At 39.5% G+C, this 1,333-nt stretch carries 1 protein-coding gene; it reads left to right on the forward strand.

Annotated features, from left to right (window positions below):
* Window positions 1-119 precede the first annotated feature (119 nt).
* Window positions 120-1,313 (forward strand): IS4 family transposase, encoded by a 1,194-nt coding sequence (locus tag AAEY94_RS20580; protein ID WP_350979893.1) that lies wholly within the window; start codon window positions 120-122, stop codon window positions 1,311-1,313.
* Window positions 1,314-1,333: the final 20 nt, after the last annotated feature.

The following is a 1,333-nucleotide window of genomic DNA, read 5'->3' on the forward strand; positions in this document are numbered from 1 at the left end:
CTGACGAATCCCCACAAAAGAATGAATAAAAATAATGAGATAGGTTAAAAACTGAGGAACATTCATGGCATTTGGTGATCAAATTTATCGCCAAACAAATATTACCACGAGTAAATGCCATGAATGCGAAACAAGTTTTATCAAAATGCCTATCGTTTGTCACCCCATTAATGCACAAAACACTCCGCTTGAGTTTGTTTGCTGTCATTGAAAGCTCAATGAACGGTGGCTCGCTTTCTATCACAGGACTTGGCCGGAATATAACGAATAAAGCAAAGGAAAAGCATAAGATTAAGCGTGTAGATAGGCTCTGTAGTAATAGCCACTTACATCGTGAAATTGAGTTTATATACACCCGTATGACCTGCCTGCTAGTCGGGAAAATGAAGCAACCCATTATTCATATCGATTGGTCAGATCTTGATGACCGAAAGCAGCATTTTCTCATTCGAGCATCTCTGGCGGCTCAGGGACGATCACTGACACTTTATGAGGAAATACATCCCCTAAACAAAAAAGAGAAACCAAAAACTCATTTATTGTTTATGACTAAACTTAAGGCGATGCTACCTCATGACTGCAAGCCTATTATCGTTACTGATGCAGGATTTCGAATTCCATGGTTTAAGCAAATATTGTCACTCAATTGGGATTACGTAGGGCGATTTAGAAATAGAACTCACTGTAAAAAGCATGTTGAGGATGATTGGTTTGCTGTTAAAAAATTGCATGTCCAAGCAAACTCAAATGCCAAAAATCTAGGTATATATTACTTAGGTGAGCAGACTGCTTTTAAATCTCGCTTAGTGATTTTTAAACGCAATGCTAAAGGGCGAAAAGACAAAGTGGCCACAGGTGATAAAGCTAGACTGAGTAAACAGTCACGAGCAAGTGCCGAGCGAGAGAAAGAGCCGTGGTTACTGGCAACATCGCTATGCAGTAGCAGTGATACAGCTAAAAGGATCGTTAAAATTTATGCGACAAGGATGCAAATAGAAGAGAGCTTTAGGGATGTCAAAACGGGTTTAAAAATGAATGATAGTGGCTCAAGGATTACGCATAAGCTCAGCGTATTGCTACTCATCGCCTGCTTATCCCAATTTATGTTATACCTGTTAGGGTTGGCAGTTAAATCTGCTGATAAGCATAGACAATACCAAGCGAATTCGATCAAACATCGTAATGTTTTATCAAACCAATTTATAGGATTAAGAGCTTACAAAGATAAATCTTTGAGGCTGCTGAAGTCTCACTGGCGAGCAGGAATTAAGACTCTACAATCGTTAATCAAGGATCCACAAGCATGCTATTAAATTCGTGGGGATCCCTCAGG

The organism is Shewanella sp. AC34-MNA-CIBAN-0136, from assembly GCF_040309945.1.
Taxonomy (GTDB): domain Bacteria; phylum Pseudomonadota; class Gammaproteobacteria; order Enterobacterales; family Shewanellaceae; genus Shewanella.

Excerpts from the sequence above, each read along its gene's own strand:
- AAEY94_RS20580 (WP_350979893.1), top strand. The coding sequence starts at position 120 with ATGAATGCGAAACAAGTTTTATCAAAATGCCTATCGTTTGTCACCCCA.